The sequence below is a fragment of the Polaromonas sp. genome, from assembly GCF_018780625.1.
Taxonomy (GTDB): domain Bacteria; phylum Pseudomonadota; class Gammaproteobacteria; order Burkholderiales; family Burkholderiaceae_C; genus Polaromonas.
Genome location: NZ_JADMJK010000005.1, coordinates 10,415 through 27,409, shown reverse-complemented (window position 1 = coordinate 27,409; position 16,995 = coordinate 10,415). Strand labels below are relative to the sequence as shown.

Here is a 16,995-nt window from a genome sequence, read left to right as displayed (position 1 = left end):
TCAGGCCAGGTGCTGCGCGATCAGCACCGCAAAAAATACAAATCCGGCGACCATCGTCCCCCTGAGAATGTTCAGGCCAACGCGCTTGAAGCGCGCTTGGCCCGTGACCGCATACAACACGAAGGACAGGGCCGCACTCAGGAGAAGGAGCAGGATAAGGACACGGGCCACTACCATGGTGCGATGTTCCTGAACCCGTTACCAGGCACGCGCCAGGGTGGCAAATCCGGCCGGTGCTTGGCGCTCGTCTTCAAACGTGACGACTTCATAGGCCTCGGGGTGCGCCAGCAGCGCACGCAGCAGCTTGTTGTTCATGGCGTGGCCGGAGCGAAAAGCGCTGTAGGCGGCCAGCAGCGGCTTGCCCAGCAAATACAGGTCGCCCATGGCGTCGAGGATCTTGTGTTTCACGAACTCGTCGTTGTAGCGCAGGCCATCGGTGTTGAGCACCTTGTAGTCATCCATGACGATGGCGTTGTCCAGCCCGCCGCCAAGTGCCAGCCCGTTGGTGCGCATGGCCTCCACGTCCTTGGTAAAACCAAAGGTGCGGGCGCGGGCGATGTCGCGGCTGTACGAGCCCGAGCCCAGATCGAAGGCCACGCGCTGTCCGGTGGAGTCGACGGCCGGGTGGTCAAAGTCAATTTCAAAGCTCAGCTTGTAGCCCTCGTAGGGGTCCAGGCGCGCCCACTTGACGTTGGCACCCTCGCCTTCCCGTACTTCCACCGGCTGGATGACGCGTACAAACCGCTTGGGTGCCGCCTGCAGCGCAATCCCGGCAGACTGCAGCAAAAAGACAAATGAAGACGCCGAACCGTCCAGAATGGGCACCTCGTCCGCAGTGATGTCGATGATCAGGTTGTCCAGCCCCAAGCCGGCGCAGGCCGACATCAGATGCTCGACGGTGTGCACCTTGGCGCTGCCGCTTGAAATGGTGGACGCAAGGCGGGTGTCGGTCACAGCCTCTGCCGAAACCACGATGTCGACCGCCTGCGGCAGGTCGACGCGCCTGAACACAATCCCGGTATCAGGCGGCGCCGGCCGCAAGGTCAACTCCACCCGCTGGCCGCTGTGAAGACCCACGCCAACGGCCTTGGTCAGGGATTTGAGGGTTCTTTGAGCGAGCATGCCGCTATTTTAAGGGGCGCATGCGCCCAGCGCGGCGCAGGGATTTATCGGCGTGCGCCGGGCCTGCAGCACCCGTCAAGGTGGATGCAGGCCCGAGGCTGCCGCGTGGCCTTGTCAGTCTGCCTGCTTGCGCAGGAAAGCCGGAATCTCGAAGTCGTCCATACCGCCGGAGGCCAGCGCATCGACCTTGGCCGCCGCCTGCGTGCGGTTGGTGCGCCACACGCTGGGCACGGTCATGTTGCCGTAATCGGGTTGCGCCGACGCCATGGTGGTGTGCGCAGCGCCGCTCCCATTCGACACCGCATTGAGCGTCGGAATGGTGAACTGCACGTTGTCGGTGCCGGTGCGCAGCACCTGCAGCGGCGGCGCCTGACGACGCACGCCCTGGCGGCTCAGGCCGGTGGCGACCACGGTGACACGGATTTCATCTCCGAGTTCGTCGTCGTAGGCTGTGCCGTAGATCACATGCGCATCGGGGGATGCGTAGGCGCGGATGGTGTTCATGGCCAGCCTGGACTCGCTGAGTTTGAGTGAGCCTTTGGCTGCCGTGATCAGCACCAGCACGCCCTTGGCACCCGACAGGTCAATGCCTTCGAGCAGGGGGCAGGCGACGGCTTGCTCAGCGGCAATACGCGCGCGGTCTGGCCCGTTGGCCTTGGCCGTGCCCATCATGGCCTTGCCGGGCTCGCCCATGACGGTGCGCACGTCCTCAAAGTCGACATTGACGTGGCCGGGCACGTTGATGATCTCGGCAATGCCGCCTACGGCATTTTTCAACACGTCGTTGGCATGGGCAAAGGCTTCATCCTGGGTCACGTCATCGCCCAGTACCTCGAGCAGCTTTTCATTGAGCACGACGATCAGCGAGTCGACATTGGCCTCCAGCTCGGTCAAGCCCTGGTCGGCATTGGTCATGCGGCGGCCGCCTTCGAATTCAAAAGGCTTGGTTACCACGCCGACCGTCAAAATACCCATTTCCTTGGCCACGCGCGCAATCACGGGGGCGGCGCCGGTGCCGGTACCGCCGCCCATGCCGGCCGTGATGAACAGCATGTGCGCGCCGGCAATGGCGCTGCGAATGTCGTCAACCGCCAGTTCGGCCGCCTCACGGCCCCGGTCGGGCTTGCTGCCGGCACCCAGGCCGCTGCCACCCAGCTGGATGGTCTTGTGCGCGCTGCCGCGGCCAAGCGCCTGCGCATCGGTGTTGGCGCAGATGAACTCGACGCCCTGCACGCCGCAAGCAATCATGTGCCCGACGGCGTTGCCGCCGCCGCCGCCGACACCGATGACCTTGATCTGCGTGCCTTGGTTGAACTCTTCGATTTCAATCATTTCGATGCTCATTGGGAGCCTCCTGTCGATAAATTGTGGTTGCCAAAATTTAAAAAAGTTATTGTGATTGACACGCTTGGTAGCGCCCTTTCAGGCAGGTGGATCGGCGCCTCCGGAATGGACTCCACGCGAAGGACGGCTCATGAAGCAGGACAAGTTGTTCATCAGAAATTCCCCACGAACCAGTCTTTGACACGGCCAAAAGCGTTGTGCATGCTGCCCGCCTTTTGCGCCACCTTGTAGCCCCGCATGCGCGCCATCCGGGCCTCTTCAAGCAAACCCATGACAGTAGCAGCCCTTGCCTGGGCCACCATGTCGGACAACGCGCTGGAGTAGCGTGGTATGCCGCGCCGCACCGGCTTGAGGAAGATGTCCTCGCCCAACTCCACCATGCCGGGCATCATCACGCTGCCGCCGGTGATCACAATGCCTGAAGACAACACTTCCTCATAGCCCGATTCGCGGATCACCTGCTGGACCAGCGAATAGATCTCTTCCACGCGCGGTTCAATGACGCCCGCCAGCGCCTGTTTGCTCAACATGCGCGGGCCTCTGTCCCCCAGACCAGGCACTTCCACCTGGGTGTCAGGGTCGGCCAGCAATTGCTTGGCACAGCCGTTTTCAACCTTGATGTCCTCGGCGTCCTTGGTCGGCGTGCGCAACGCCATGGCGATGTCGCTGGTGATCAGGTCGCCTGCAATCGGTATGACCGCGGTATGCCGGATGGCACCGCCGGTGAAAATGGCGACGTCGGTGGTGCCGGCGCCAATGTCGACCAGCGCCACGCCGAGTTCGCGCTCATCCTGCGTCAGTACCGACAAGCTGGAAGCCAGCGGGTTAAGCATCAGCTGGTCCACCTCCAGCCCGCATCGCCGCACGCACTTGATGATGTTTTCAGCGGCACTTTGCGCACCGGTCACGATGTGCACCTTGGCCTCCAGGCGGATGCCGCTCATGCCGATGGGTTCCCGCACATCCTGGCCATCAATCACAAACTCCTGCGGCTCGACCAGCAGCAAGCGCTGGTCGGTCGAGATATTGATGGCCTTGGCCGTTTCAATCACGCGCGCCACATCGGCCTGCGTGACCTCCTTGTCTTTTACGGCCACCATGCCGCTGGAGTTGATGCCGCGAATATGGCTACCCGTGATGCCGGTATACACGCGGGCGATCTTGCAGTCAGCCATCAGTTCGGCTTCCTTGAGCGCCTGCTGAATGCTCTGGACCGTGGCGTCGATATTGACCACGACGCCGCGCTTGAGTCCGTTGCTGTAGGCAATGCCCAGGCCGGCGAGCTTGAGCTCGCCGCCCGGCATGACCTCGGCTACCACAGCCATCACTTTGCTCGTTCCGATGTCCAGCCCGACCACCAGCTCTTTGTATTCTTTGGCCATGTATTTACCTTTTCTTCTTTCCGTCGTTCTGGTCACCGGGATCCAGCGTGGTGACGCCCCTGAGCTTGATTGCATAACCATTGCCATAGCGCAGGTCGGCGGATTCCAGATTTCTTTCAAACCGCGCTGAAACCTGCTTCAGCGTGGCGATAAAGCGGCGTGTGCGGGCCGTGATCTCCTGCGTTGAACCATGCCCCAGTTCAATCGTGGCGCCGCTGTCGAGCTGTGCGTGCCAGTTTCCCTGGCCACTGAGCTGCAGTTGCTCCAGCACCGCACCCATCTCCTTGAACATCGGGAACAGCGCCTGATAGGTCTGCAGGACCCGTAGCGCCTGGCCCTGCGGTCCACCGAGCAGCGGCAGCCCCTCGGCCTGCGCGTCACCCTGGTTGACTTCAAACACTTCACCAAAATCGTTGACCAGGCGAACATCTTCCTCAGGACCCCAGTAGGCAACGGCGTTGTGTTCCTGAAGCACCACCTTCAGACGGTTGGGGAACTCGCGCTGTACGACTGCGCGGCGAACCCAGGGCACATGTTCGAAGGCGGCACGCGTGTGCTCCATATCCACCGTCAGGAAATTGCCGGCCAGCTTGGGGGCCACATTGGCACGCAAGGTGAACGCATTGTTGTGGGTCAGATCACCCTGTACATGAATGGCGCTCAGGTTAAACAGCGACTGGCGCATCAACCAGGCCACGGCCAGCGCCAGCACCATGGCCGCAAACACCAGACCCAAAAACACCGACAAGGCGTTCATGAGCCTGACGTCGGGCGGCAAGGGCATGGCATTTTGCAGTGGCATGGTACGACTCACCTGGTAGCCCCTCCAGGCAGTGGATAGTCGAGCGTGGCGGTCTTGAGAACTTCAATGCAGAGGTCTTCATAGCCAATGCCCGCAGCCCGTGCCGACATAGGCACCAGCGAGTGACCGGTCATGCCAGGTGACGTGTTGATCTCCAGCAGGTAGGGCTTGCGCGTGGCCTTGTCAATCATCACGTCGGCGCGCGCCCAGCCGCGGCAGTTGAGGGTACGGTAAGCCTTCAGCACCAGTTGCTGAATGGCGGCCTCTTCCCCCTCCGGCAGGCCGCAGGGCACCAGATACTGCGTGGTGTCGGTGAAATATTTGTTCTGGTAGTCGTAGTTGCCTTCTGGCGCCACGATGCGAATGACCGGCAGGGCGCGGGCTGCAGCGCCGGTTCCGAGCACCGGGCAGGTCACCTCGTCGCCGCTGATGAACTGCTCGCACAGGATGTCGGCATCGAGCTGGGCTGCCTGCGCCACGGCCTGGGCCATGCCGGCCCGCTCGCTGACCTTGGTCAGGCCAATGGAAGAACCCTCGCGTGCGGGCTTGACGATGAGCGGCAGCCCCAGGTCGTCCGGGATGGCATCGATGTCGGCAAGCTGGTAGTTCCCCTGGCGAAGCAGCACATACCGGGGGGTAGGCAGGCCTTCGGAGAGCAGCACGCGCTTGGTCATGACCTTGTCGATCGCCATGCTCGACGCCATGACGCCGGAGCCGGTATAGGGAATGCCCAGCAGTTCCAGCGCGCCCTGCACGGTGCCGTCTTCACCGAAGCGGCCATGCAGCGCGATAAAGCAGCGGGAAAATCCTTCTGTTTTGAGCGCACCGATGTCGCGCTCCGCCGGGTCAAACGCGTGGGCGTCGATGCCGCGCGCGCGCAGCGCCTGCAGCACGCCCTGGCCCGACATCAGGGAAATTTCACGTTCGGCAGACAGCCCGCCCATGAGCACGGCGACCTTGCCAAAATTGGGGGTGTGCTGGTTCATGGTCAATGCCCCGCAGACGCAGTCAGCGTGGTTGTTTGCAGCATGTCCACGACTTTTCCGGGAACCAGCCCGATGGATCCCGCGCCCATGCACATGACGACATCGCCATCCCGGGCGTTATCCACAATGGCTTGCGGCATCGCCTCGATTTCGTCCACGAATACCGGCTCCACCTTGCCCGCCACCCGCAAGGCCCGCGCCAGCGCCCGGCCGTCGGCGGCCACAATCGGCGCCTCGCCCGCCGCATAGACTTCGGCCAGCCATACGGCATCCGCATGGCCCAGCACTTTGACAAAATCCTCGAAGCAGTCGCGCGTGCGGGTGTAGCGATGGGGCTGGAATGCCAGGACCAGACGCCGTCCGGGAAAAGCCCCGCGCGCAGCAGCCAGCGTGGCGGCCACTTCGACGGGGTGATGACCGTAATCCTCGATCACGGTGAAATGGCCCCCGCCTGCTGCAGGCAGATCGCCGTAGCTCTGGAAACGCCGGCCCACGCCTCTGAATTCGGCCAGGGCTTTTTGCACGGCGGCATCAGGCACATTGAGCTCCACCGCGATCGCAATCGCCGACAAGGCATTGAGCACGTTGTGCTCGCCCGCCAGGTTGAGCACAACGTCGAGGTCGGGCAGCGTGACGCCGTTGCGCCGCTGCGCGGTGAAATGCATTTGGGGCCCCACGGCCCGCACGTTGACCGCGCGCACCTGCGCGTCCGCACCAAAACCATAGCTTGTGATGGGGCAGGACACCTCGGGCAGGATATCCCGCACGGCGGGGTCATCGGTGCACAAAATCGCCGTGCCATAAAAAGGCATGCGGTGCAGAAAATCGACAAACGCCTTTTTCAGGTTGCCAAAATCATGCCCATAGGTTTCCATGTGGTCGGCATCGATATTGGTGACCACCGCCATCACCGGCAGCAGGTTCAAAAAGGAAGCGTCCGACTCGTCGGCCTCGACCACGATGTAGTCGCCCAAGCCAAGTTTGGCGTTGGCGCCCGCGCTGTTGAGCCGCCCGCCAATGACAAAGGTCGGGTCCATGCCGCCTTCGGCCAGCACGCTCGCGACCAGGCTGGTGGTGGTGGTTTTGCCGTGGGTGCCGGCAATCGCAATGCCTTGCTTGAGGCGCATCAGCTCGGCCAGCATCAGGGCGCGCGGCACCACGGGAATGTGCTTTTCACGCGCCGCAAGCACTTCGGGGTTGTCTGCCTGCACAGCGGTAGAAGTGACCACCGCATCGACGGCGACCAGATTGGCGGCAGCATGGCCCACAAACGTCTGGATACCCAGCCCGGACAGGCGGCGCAGGGTCGCGCTGTCGGAGAGGTCTGAGCCAGAAATGACATAGCCGAGGTTGTGCAGCACTTCGGCAATGCCGGACATGCCGGAACCACCGATCCCGATGAAGTGAATATGTTTGATCGCGTGCTTCATGCCGCCAGCTCCTCGCAAGCGGCCACGACACGGACGGTAGCTTCAGTTTTTTGCATATTTTTTGCGTTTAACCCAAATTTCAAAAGGGAAGTTCGCTCTGTTTTTTGTAGCATATCTGCCAATATAGGGATGGTCAGGTCGCGTTGCTGCACCAGCCAGCCGCCGCCGCGCTCCACCAGGAACCGGGCATTGGTGGTCTGGTGGTCATCCACCGCTGACGGGAAAGGCACAAACAGCGCCGCAGCGCCCACGGCTGCAATCTCGGTCACGGTGCTGGCGCCAGCGCGGCAAATAATCAGGTCGGCGTCGGCAAAGGCCTGGGCGGTGTCGTCAATGAAGGGCGTCAGTTCAGCCTGCACGCCGGCCGCTTTGTAATGGGCGCGGAGTTCCTCAATCTGGCGTGCGCCGCTTTGATGCGTGACCTGCGGACGATTGATCTCGGGAATCAGTGCAAGGGCCTGTGGCACGAGCTCATTCAGGGCCTTGGCGCCCAGGCTGCCGCCCACCACCAGCAGCTTGAGCGGCCCGCTGCGCCCGGCAAAACGGGCCTCGGGGCCGGGCTGGCCGAGAAAGGCGGGACGCAAGGGGTTGCCGACCCACTCGGCCTTTTTCAGCACGTCAGGGAAGGCCGTGAACACACGGTCGGCCACACCCGCCAGCACCTTGTTGGCCATGCCCGCCACGGAATTTTGCTCGTGCAGGACCAGCGGCTTGCCCAGCAGCACGCTCATCATGCCGGCCGGAAAGCTGATGTAGCCCCCAAGGCCCACCACCACATCAGGCTTGACGCGGCGGATCACGCGCACGCTCTGCCAGAAGGCCTTGAGCAGCCGCAGGGGCAACAGCACCAGGCTGGCAGGGCCTTTGCCGCGCACACCGGAAAATTCAATGGATTCGAAGGCAAAGCCGCGTGGCGGCACCAGCTGGCTTTCCATGCTGGGCTGGCTTGGGCTACCGCGCCCACCCAGCCAGTGCACGCGCCAGCCGCGCTCGCGCAAGGCTTCGGCCACGGCCAAACCCGGAAAAATATGCCCTCCGGTGCCACCGGCCATGATGAGGGCGCAAGGCTGGCGGCTCATGGACGGCCTCCCCGCATCAGGATACGGTTCTCGTAATCAATCCTCAGCACGACTGCCAGCGAAATCAGGTTCATCACAATGGCAGAGCCGCCGTAACTCATCAAGGGCAGGGTCAAGCCCTTGGTGGGCAATGCGCCCAGGTTCACGCCGATGTTGATAAAGGTCTGAAAACCCAACCAGATCCCCACGCCTTGCGCCACCAGTCCGGCAAACAACCGGTCCAGCGCAATCGACTGGCGGCCTATGTTCATGATGCGGCGGGTCATCCAGAGGAACAAGGCAATCACCAGCAGCACGCCCACCAGGCCGAACTCCTCCCCGATGACGGCCATCAGGAAGTCGGTGTGCGCTTCGGGCAACCAGTGAAGTTTTTCAATGCTGCCGCCCAGGCCCACGCCAAAAATTTCCCCACGCCCGAACGCGATCAGGGAGTGCGACAGCTGGTAGCCCTTGCCAAGGGCGTACTTCTCGCTCCAGGGGTCCAGGTAGGCAAAAATCCGCTCGCGCCGCCATTCGCTGAGCATCACCATCAGGGTGAAAGCGACCACCACCACGGTAGCAATGACAAAGAACATGCGGGCATTGACGCCGCCCAGAAAGAGAATGCCCATGGCGATGACCGAGATCACCATGAAAGCCCCCATGTCGGGTTCTGCCAGCAGCAACACGCCCACCAGCGCAACCGCTGTTGCCATGGGCAGCACGGCGCGAAAGAAGCGCTCCTTCACTTCCATTTTGCGCACCATGTAATCAGAGGCATACAGCAGCACCGCGAATTTGGCGAGTTCTGAAGGCTGAAAATTCATGAGCCCCAGCGAAATCCAGCGACGCGCGCCATTGACGCCCTTGCCAATGAAGGGAACCAACACCAGCACGAGCAGCACCAGCGAGCCGACAAACAGCCAGGGCGCCAGTTTCTCCCAGGTCGCCACAGGCACCTGAAACGCCAGCACCGCCATGACGAAGGCCACCGCCAGCGAGAAAAAATGGCGCGTCACGAAATGGGTTTGCGCATAACGCGCAAATTTGGGGTTGTCGGGCATGGCGATCGTGGCCGAATACACCATGATCAGCCCCCACATCATCAGCGCCACGGTGACCCAGACCAGGGCTTTGTCAAAACCCGCCATGCCCACGGGCTTTGCCAGCGTTCCGGGCAGGCTCTGGCCCCCCAGCCGCACGGGCAGCGCGTCCGAGGCGACCTTGCCCAAACCGGAAAACCAGCCAGAAAGGCGTGCAGCAGCCGTCACAGCAGCGCTCCCTGTTCGTGGGCCAGCGACTGCACGGCGTCACAAAAGGCCTGGGCCCGGTGCTCGTAGTTGTCAAACATGTCAAAACTGGCGCAGGCGGGCGACAGCACCACAGCATCGCCGCTTCTTGCCTGCTGCGCGGCAATGCGCACGGCGTCAGACATGGTCGGGGCATCGAGCAGCGGCACCTGGCTGGCCTGCAGCGCAGAACGGATCAGGGGCGCATCGCGTCCGATCAGCACCACGGCGCGCGCGTAGCGTGACACGGGCTCCAGCAGCGGTGAGAAATCCTGCCCTTTGCCCTCGCCCCCCAGAATGACGACCAGCTTGCGGTCAACCCCCAAGCCCGCCAAGGCGGCGACCGTGGCCCCCACGTTGGTACCCTTGCTGTCATCAAAATATTCAATCTCGTTGAGGACAGCCACGGACTCCAGCCGATGCGGCTCGCCCCGGTATTCGCGCAGGCCGTGCAGCATGGGCGCAAGGTTGCAGCCCACCGCCGCCGCCAGCCCCAGCGCCGCCAAGGCATTGGTAGCGTTGTGGCGGCCCCGGATGCGAAGGGCATCCAGAGGCATGAGGCGCTGGACATACAACACCACTTCTTCCTGCTTGCGGCGCTTGACAGTTTCATCGGCCTCCACCGCGCGCACCAGCCAGGTCATGCCGTTGACAGTTTCAATGCCGTAGTCACCGGGCCGCCGGGGCTCGTCGCCGCCGAAGGTCAGGTAGTTGCGCAGTTGCTTGCCCTTGACCAGCGGCGGCAAAGCCGCCATCACCAGGGGATCGTCGCGGTTGAGCAACATTACGCCGCTACGGCCATAGACATGCGCCTTGGCGGCGACGTAAGCGGGCAAGGTTTCGTGCCAGTCGAGGTGGTCCTGCGTGATGTTGAGCACTGCAGCCACCGTGGGCTCGAAGTTGTCGATGCCATCCAGCTGGAAGCTGGACAGCTCCAGCACCCAGACCTCGGGCAGGGCCTGGCCGCCCAGGCTTTCATCTATTTTTTCTGCCAGCGTGTCGAGCAAGGTGGGGCCAATATTACCGGCCACCGCCACTGATTTTCCCGCGCACTGAACCAGCAGTGCGGTGAGCGTCGTCACGGTGGTTTTCCCGTTGGTGCCGGTGATGCCAATCACTTGCGGCGCATAGGCCTGGTCTACCTTCAAGTCAGCCAGCGCGTGGGCAAACAGGCTCAACTCGTTGCCGCAGGCCATGCCGCGGGCAGCCGCTGCGTTGATGACGCCAGCCACCGACGCAGGCGACAGGCCCGGGCTTTTCAGGACCAGGTCAAACGCCGCTGTTGCCAGCAGCGCTTCGCCCATTTCAGCCTGCATGAACCTGGCCGCAGGCACATTCGAGCGCAGCGCCTCCAGCTGCGGCGGCGCAGCCCGGGTGTCGGCCACCGTGACCTGCGCACCCGAGCGCGCGCACCAGCGCGCCAGCGCCAGGCCCGAAGCGCCCAGCCCCAGTACAAGAATGTTTTTACCGGCCAGTTGTTTCATCTGAGCTTGAGCGTGGAAAGACCAACCAGGCACAGCAGCATGGTGATGATCCAGAAACGAACCACCACTTGGGGTTCCTTCCAGCCGCTTTTCTCGAAGTGGTGGTGCAGCGGCGCCATCTTGAGGATGCGTCGCCCCTGGCCAAAGCGCTTTTTGGTGTACTTGAAGTAAACCACCTGCATCATCACCGAGAGGGCCTCGACCACGAAGATGCCGCCCATGATGGCCAGCACGATCTCCTGGCGCACGATGACCGCGATGGTGCCCAGCGCGGCGCCCAGGGCCAATGCCCCGACGTCACCCATGAACACCTGGGCCGGATGCGTGTTGAACCACAGGAACGCCAGCCCCGCACCCGCCATGGCTGCACAAAATATGAGCAGTTCGCCCGAGCCGGGGATGTGCGGGAAAAGAAGGTATTTGGAATAGACCGAACTGCCGGTCACATAGGCGAACACGCCCAGCGCCGAGCCCACCATGACCACAGGCATGATGGCCAGCCCATCGAGCCCATCCGTCAGGTTGACGGCATTGCTGGAACCCACGATCACCAGATAGGTCAGGATCACAAAGCCAAACACGCCCAGCGGATAGCTCACTTCCTTCATGAATGGGACTGAGAGTCCGGCCTTGGGCGGCAAATTCACATCAAACCCCGACTGCACCCAGCTGACGAACAGTTCCAGCACGCGCATGTTGGAGCTTTCCGAGATGCTGAACACCAGGTAGAGCGCCGCCAGGAGCCCGATCAGCGACTGCCACATGTATTTTTCGCGCGAACGCATGCCTTCCGGGTCCTTGAGCACGACTTTGCGCCAGTCGTCTGCCCAGCCGATCGCGCCGAAACCCAGGGTCACGATCAGCACAATCCAGACAAAACGGTTGGACAGGTCAAACCACAGCAGCGTCGAAATTCCGATGGACAGCAGGATCAGCACGCCCCCCATGGTGGGCGTACCGCTTTTGCTCAGGTGCGTTTCCATGGCATATTCACGGATCGGCTGGCCTATCTTGAGTGAAATGAGCCGGCGAATCACGAAAGGGCCGGCGATCAGGCCGATCAGCAATGCGGTCAGCGCAGCCATGACGGCGCGAAATGTCAGGTACTGAAATACCCTGAATGATGCAAACTCAGGGGATAAGGTCTGGAGCCACTGGGCCAGGCTAAGCAGCATGAGGCGCTTTCTTCTGTGGTGAAATTTGATCGGCGGCCAGCGCTGAAATGGCCTGCACCACCTGCTCCATCTTCATGAAGCGGGAGCCCTTGACCAACACGCTGCCCGAATGGGGCAGCTCGGCCAGCACGGCCGCGACCAGCGCGTTCATGTCGCTGAAATGGTGCCCCGGGCCAAATGCGCGGCTCGCCCGTTGCGCCTGCTCGCCCAGGGTGAAGAGATTTTCGATGCCCATCGCCCGGGCATGCTGGCCGGCCTCGTCGTGGAACTGCGGACCCTGGTCGCCCACCTCGCCCATGTCGCCCATCACCAGCAGGCGCGGCGCGGGCAGCTCGGCCAGCACCTCAATGGCAGCGCGCATGGAGTCGGGATTGGCGTTGTAGGTGTCGTCCACCAGCGTGACGACCCGATCCTGCAGCCGCACGGCAACAGCACGAGATCGCCCCTTGACGGGCGAAAAAGAGGACAAGCCCGCTGAAATGGAATGCAATGGCACGCCCGCAGCAAGCGCGCAGGCCACAGCGGCCAAGGCGTTTTTGACGTTGTGCCGCCCGGCAATATGCAAGGCGAAGGCCAGTGGGCCCACGGGGGTGTTTGCCTTGACTTGCCAGCACGCGCCGTCCCAGTGCGCCTGGGCAGTGACGTCGGCCGGACCCGAAAGCGCAAATGTCATCACCCGGCGCGCACCCGCCAGCGCGCGCCAGACCGGGGTGTAGTCATCATCGGCAGGAAACACCGCTGTTCCATCAGCCTGCAACGATTCAATCACTGCGCCGTTTTCCCGGGCCACCGCGTCCACCGTGGCCATGAATTCGAGGTGTTCCCGCTGCGCGTTATTGACCAGTGCAACGTTGGGCTTGGCGATTGCCGCCAGATAGGCAATTTCGCCCGGATGGTTCATGCCCAGTTCAACCACACCGACCTGGTGCGATGCCCGCAGGCGCAGCAGCGTCAATGGAACGCCAATATCGTTGTTGAGGTTGCCTTCGGTGGAGAATGCCGCATCCGACTTCCAGGCGCGCAGCACCTCGGCAATCATCTGCGTCACGGTGGTCTTGCCGTTGCTTCCGGTCACGGCAATCAGCGGCAAGTCAAACTGCGATCGCCAGCCAGCGGCCAGCTGACCCAGCGCCAACCGGGTATCGGCCACCTCCAGGCCAGGCAGGCCAGCCTCCAGCAGTCCATGCTGCGCGATTGCGGCAACAGCACCTTGCGCCGCGGCATGGGGCAAGAATTCGTGGGCATCAAACCGTTCACCGCGCAGGGCGACAAACAGGTCGCCCGCCTGCAGGCTGCGGGTATCGGTGTGCACACGCGAAACGCGCACCTGGCCATCGCCCACCAGCCGGGCTGATGGCAACCAGCCCAAGGCTTGCTGCAAGCTCATCATGCCGAACCTCCGCCGGCCTGACGTGCAGCCAGAGCAGCCTGGGCATGCGCGCGGTCAGAAAACGGAATCATCACGCCTGCCACTTCCTGGAAATTTTCATGGCCTTTGCCTGCCAGCAAGACCACATCCCCGGGCTGCGCCAGGCGCAGCGCATGGGCAATCGCGGCAGCGCGGTCGACCTGTACATGCACGGCATCCCGGTGACTCAGGCCCAGCAGGACCTGGCTGACAATGGCCAGCGGATTTTCACTGCGCGGGTTGTCACTGGTCACGACGATCTGATCCGCATTTTTTTCTGCCATGACGGCCATCAGCGGACGCTTGCTGGCATCACGATCCCCGCCGCAGCCAAAAACGCACCAAAGCTGGCCGCCGCGCGACAAGGCCACCGGCTTGAGCGCGACAAGCACTTTCTCAAGCGCATCAGGGGTGTGTGCATAGTCGATGACAACCAGCGGCAGGCCTTCCATGGCAATCATCTCGGTACGCCCGGGTACCGGCAAAAGCCCGGCGCAGGCGCCCACCGCATCAGCCAGCGGCACGCCCATGGCACGCAGGGCCGCCATGACGCCCAGCAGATTGGACACGTTGTACTGGCCGACCAGTCGGGTTGAAATGCTGTGGCGTTCCGCACCTTCCACCACCACGAAACGCAGGTCTTGCGTCCCATGATGAATATCGCGCGCTTGCAGGCGTGCCGGCCCGGCACATGAAAAGGTCCAGACGTCCAGAGCGCTGCCCGCCAGTGCGGCGCTCAACTCCATGCCCTTGATATCGTCCGTATTGATGATCGCAGCCTTCAGGCCTGGCCAGCTAAACAGCAATTCCTTGGCGCGCCAATAGTCCTGCATGGAGGCGTGGTAATCGAGATGGTCTTGCGTGAAGTTGGTGAAAACAGCCACCTGGATTAATGTCGCCTCCAGGCGCCGCTCCTCGATGCCAATGGAAGACGCTTCAAGGGCGCACGCGGTAAAACCGTCATTCACAAAGCGCCGAAGCTGCTGCTGCAGCAGCACCGGGTCAGGCGTGGTCATGCCATTGGAGACCATGGCGCCGGGTTCACCGATGCCCAAGGTGCCCACAACGCCGCATTTGCGCCCCAACCTGCCCAGCGCCTGCGCCAGCCACCAGGCCGTAGAGGTCTTTCCGTTGGTTCCTGTGATCGCCACGACCTGCAAATGCCGGCTCGGTGCTTCAAAATAAGCGTCGGCAATGGGCCCTGTCGCAGCCTTCAGCCCTGCATAAGTCGCCACCCGTTCATCACTGAAACCGTACGCCTCAGCACCCTCGTGCTCAACCAGGCAGGCACGCGCACCCGCAGCAAGCGCAGCGCTTACAAATTTGCGTGCATCCGTTGCCGCGCCAGGCCAGGCGATAAAGCCGTCGCCGTCGGCCAGTTTGCGGCTGTCAGCAGACAGTGTGCCGGTGACGCGCTCTTGCAGCCAGCGGGCGGCCTGCTCGGGGGTGTGGAGTTGCACAGTCAAAACGATTCCTCCACGGCCTGCGTGACGATGTTTGGCTTGACGCTGATATCCGGCTGCACACCCATCATGCGCAGCGTCTGCTGCACCACCTCGCTAAATACCGGGGCAGCCACAAGGCCGCCGAAATATTTGCCAGCGCTCGGCTCGTCGATCATCACCGCGACGATGATGCGCGGCGACTCGATCGGCGCCATGCCGGTAAACCAGGCACGGTATTTATTGCTGGCATAGCCTTTGCCGACCTGCTTGTGTGCAGTGCCTGACTTGCCGCCGACCGAATAGCCAATCGTCTGCGCGAGCGGACCCGTGCCCCCCGGCGCCGCAGCCATCTGAAGCATCCGGCGTACCGCGCGTGCGTTCTCGGCAGAAAACACTTTGGCACCGACAGCGGGCTCGGCGCTCTTGAGCATCGTGACCGGAATGATTTGTCCATCGTGCGCAAAAGAGGTGTACGAGTGGGCCATCTGAAACAGCGAGGCAGACAGCCCATAGCCATAGGACATGGTCGCTTGCTCGACCGGCCGCCAGGTTTTCCAGGGGCGCAGCCGCCCCGTCACCGCACCTGGAAACTGGATTTGTGGCTTCTGGCCGTAACCGAGCGCGACGTAGGTGTCCCACATCTCGTGAGGCGTCATTTTTTGCGCAATCTTGAGCGCGCCGACATTGCTGGACTTCTGAATGACGCCCTCGACGGTCAGCGAGCCATAGTTATGGGTATCGCTGATGGTGAAGCCGCCCATGCTGAAGCGGCCCGGGCCGGTTTCTATGAGCGTCTGGGGCTTGACGCGTCCTGCTTCCAGCGCCATCGCTACCGTGATCGGCTTCATCGTCGAGCCGGGCTCGAAGGTGTCGGTAATGGCGCGGTTACGCAGTTGTTCGCCGGTGAGGTTCTGACGCTTGTCAGGCACATAGCTTGGGTAGTTGGCAAGCGCCAGCACTTCGCCCGTGATCGTATCCAGCACGACCACACTGCCGGCCTTGGCCTTGTTCGCAATGACGGCATCGCGCAGCTTCTGGTAGGCGAAGAACTGCACCTTGCTATCGACGCTCAACTGGATGTCCTGACCCTCGACCGGCGGCACCTGCTCACCGACGTTTTCAACCACGCGACCAAGCCGGTCCTTGATCACGCGCCGGGAACCGGCCTTGCCGGCCAGCGCCTGGTTAAAAGTCAGCTCGATGCCTTCCTGGCCCTTGTCTTCCACATCGGTGAACCCAACGACGTGCGCAATGGTTTCACCCTCGGGATACTTGCGCTTGTATTCCTTGCGCTGATAAACACCCTTGATGCCCAGTGCATGAATTTTTTGGGCCACGGGCTCATCAAGCTGGCGCTTGACCCATACAAAATTTTTGTCATCATCCAGCTTCTTTTTCAGTTCAGCCTGGGGCATTTCCAGCAAGCTGGCCAATTCGGCGAGTTGGGCAGGCGTCGCTTCAACGTCTTCGGGAATAGCCCAGATGCTGGACGCCGGCACGCTGGAGGCCAGAATCAGACCATTGCGATCCAGAATACGGCCACGGTTGGCCGGCAGCTCCAGCGTCCGGGCAAAGCGAACCTCGCCCTGGCGCTGAAAGAATTCATTTCCGACCACCTGAATGTAGGCCGCCCGACCAGCCAGCCCGATGAAAGCCAGCGCAAAGCTGGCGACAATGAATTTACTGCGCCAGACGGGTGTTTTGCTGGCAAGCAGGGGACTGGACGTGTAGCGGACGCTTCTACTCATGGCGCGTGCCCCCCGTCCGCCACCGCAGCATCCTTGTAGTGCACGTACTGCGTGATGGCAGGCGTTGCCGTGCGCATCCGCAAACGCTCCTTGGCAAGCTTCTCGATCCGCAGCGGCGTCGCCTGCGCGCGCTTTTCCACCTGCAGGCGTTCGCTCTCCGTTTCCAGCTTACGACTCTGTGAGGCCGCTTTTTCCAGCTCGACATAGAGACGGCGTGACTCGTACTGGGTATGCACCAGATACAGCGCACTGGCCAGCACCGCCACCAGGAGGAGCAAATTCAGACGCGCCATCCGCCGCCCTTTGTGCCGGAACACTGCAG

General features: G+C 62.4%; 15 protein-coding genes. All 15 read right to left on the bottom strand.

What is annotated here, in order from left to right; genetic code table 11:
- Window positions 1–177, bottom strand: a complete 177-nt coding sequence (locus tag IV091_RS00395) for a hypothetical protein (protein ID WP_293463924.1) — start codon at window positions 175–177, stop codon at window positions 1–3.
- A gap of 21 nt (window positions 178–198) precedes the next feature.
- Window positions 199–1,122, bottom strand: a complete 924-nt coding sequence (gene lpxC, locus IV091_RS00390) for a UDP-3-O-acyl-N-acetylglucosamine deacetylase (protein ID WP_293463922.1) — start codon at window positions 1,120–1,122, stop codon at window positions 199–201.
- Window positions 1,123–1,236: 114 nt separating this feature from the next.
- Window positions 1,237–2,466: a cell division protein FtsZ gene (ftsZ, locus tag IV091_RS00385; RefSeq protein WP_293463920.1), complete on the bottom strand. Its 1,230-nt coding sequence runs from the start codon at window positions 2,464–2,466 to the stop codon at window positions 1,237–1,239.
- Window positions 2,467–2,618: 152 nt separating this feature from the next.
- Window positions 2,619–3,848, bottom strand: a complete 1,230-nt coding sequence (gene ftsA / locus IV091_RS00380) for a cell division protein FtsA (RefSeq protein WP_293463918.1) — start codon at window positions 3,846–3,848, stop codon at window positions 2,619–2,621.
- Window positions 3,849–3,852: 4 nt separating this feature from the next.
- Window positions 3,853–4,650, bottom strand: coding sequence for a cell division protein FtsQ/DivIB (locus tag IV091_RS00375; protein ID WP_293463916.1), 798 nt, complete (start codon window positions 4,648–4,650; stop codon window positions 3,853–3,855).
- Window positions 4,651–4,658: 8 nt separating this feature from the next.
- Window positions 4,659–5,636, bottom strand: coding sequence for a D-alanine--D-alanine ligase (locus IV091_RS00370; protein WP_293463914.1), 978 nt, complete (start codon window positions 5,634–5,636; stop codon window positions 4,659–4,661).
- 2 nt (window positions 5,637–5,638) lie between these two features.
- Window positions 5,639–7,066, bottom strand: coding sequence for a UDP-N-acetylmuramate--L-alanine ligase (gene murC, locus IV091_RS00365; protein ID WP_293463912.1), 1,428 nt, complete (start codon window positions 7,064–7,066; stop codon window positions 5,639–5,641).
- Entirely contained in the window at window positions 7,063–8,145 is a 1,083-nt protein-coding gene (gene murG, locus IV091_RS00360; protein ID WP_293463910.1) for an undecaprenyldiphospho-muramoylpentapeptide beta-N-acetylglucosaminyltransferase, read from the bottom strand. The genes murC and murG overlap by 4 nt, the downstream gene beginning before the upstream one ends.
- Complete coding sequence (ftsW, locus tag IV091_RS00355; protein WP_293463908.1) at window positions 8,142–9,395, bottom strand: putative lipid II flippase FtsW; 1,254 nt, start codon at window positions 9,393–9,395, stop codon at window positions 8,142–8,144. The genes murG and ftsW overlap by 4 nt, the downstream gene beginning before the upstream one ends.
- Complete coding sequence (gene murD / locus IV091_RS00350) at window positions 9,392–10,897, bottom strand: UDP-N-acetylmuramoyl-L-alanine--D-glutamate ligase (RefSeq protein ID WP_293463906.1); 1,506 nt, start codon at window positions 10,895–10,897, stop codon at window positions 9,392–9,394. Before murD ends, ftsW begins: the two co-directional genes overlap by 4 nt.
- On the bottom strand, window positions 10,894–12,072 hold the full coding sequence (gene mraY / locus IV091_RS00345; RefSeq protein WP_293463904.1) for a phospho-N-acetylmuramoyl-pentapeptide-transferase: 1,179 nt from the start codon (window positions 12,070–12,072) through the stop codon (window positions 10,894–10,896). The genes murD and mraY overlap by 4 nt, the downstream gene beginning before the upstream one ends.
- On the bottom strand, window positions 12,062–13,462 hold the full coding sequence (gene murF / locus IV091_RS00340) for a UDP-N-acetylmuramoyl-tripeptide--D-alanyl-D-alanine ligase (RefSeq protein ID WP_293463902.1): 1,401 nt from the start codon (window positions 13,460–13,462) through the stop codon (window positions 12,062–12,064). The genes mraY and murF overlap by 11 nt, the downstream gene beginning before the upstream one ends.
- Window positions 13,459–14,946: a UDP-N-acetylmuramoyl-L-alanyl-D-glutamate--2,6-diaminopimelate ligase gene (locus IV091_RS00335; RefSeq protein WP_293463900.1), complete on the bottom strand. Its 1,488-nt coding sequence runs from the start codon at window positions 14,944–14,946 to the stop codon at window positions 13,459–13,461. Before IV091_RS00335 ends, murF begins: the two co-directional genes overlap by 4 nt.
- Entirely contained in the window at window positions 14,943–16,673 is a 1,731-nt protein-coding gene (locus tag IV091_RS00330) for a penicillin-binding protein 2 (RefSeq protein ID WP_293463898.1), read from the bottom strand. The genes IV091_RS00335 and IV091_RS00330 overlap by 4 nt, the downstream gene beginning before the upstream one ends.
- Window positions 16,670–16,966 (bottom strand): cell division protein FtsL, encoded by a 297-nt coding sequence (ftsL, locus tag IV091_RS00325; protein ID WP_293463895.1) that lies wholly within the window; start codon window positions 16,964–16,966, stop codon window positions 16,670–16,672. The genes IV091_RS00330 and ftsL overlap by 4 nt, the downstream gene beginning before the upstream one ends.
- Between the last annotated feature and the right edge of the window lie 29 nt (window positions 16,967–16,995).